Here is a 410-nt window from a genome sequence, read left to right on the forward strand (position 1 = left end):
TCTTGTTTTTTAGGTGCTGGTTTTGCTGAATCTGCCTGTGTAGATACAAGAGAACTCGGTAGATTTTTTTTGGTGATGAGATTTGTAAAACGAGAGAAAGTATCTTGACGCCTTCTAGATTCAGTATCTGTTTCTGTCGTTATAGACTCTGAAATATTATCTCCTGTGGATTTAGAATTTGCAGATCTATCTGTTGGGGTATCGGCTGTAGGACGCGTAGACAAAAAATCTTTCGTTAACAGCAGGGGAGACGTTAAATTAAGGGCATAAGATAAGCTCGAAGAGCAAAATATAACACCAGAAACTGTGTAAAGTAAGAAACTTTTCTTCTTCATATAGATATATTCCTAAATATTTACTCCCCCCCCCTTTTTAACAAAAGGCAAAATTTTAATTCATTACGGATTTTT

1 protein-coding gene is annotated in these 410 nt (G+C 35.6%); it reads right to left on the reverse strand.

Going from position 1 to position 410, the window contains the following annotated elements:
• On the reverse strand, window positions 1-224 hold a 224-nt coding region (locus J7R05_RS08565), incomplete at its 3' end, for a hypothetical protein (RefSeq protein WP_246468282.1).
• Window positions 225-410: the final 186 nt, after the last annotated feature.

This window comes from Bartonella capreoli, from assembly GCF_902813205.1.
Classification (GTDB): Bacteria; Pseudomonadota; Alphaproteobacteria; order Rhizobiales; family Rhizobiaceae; genus Bartonella; species Bartonella schoenbuchensis.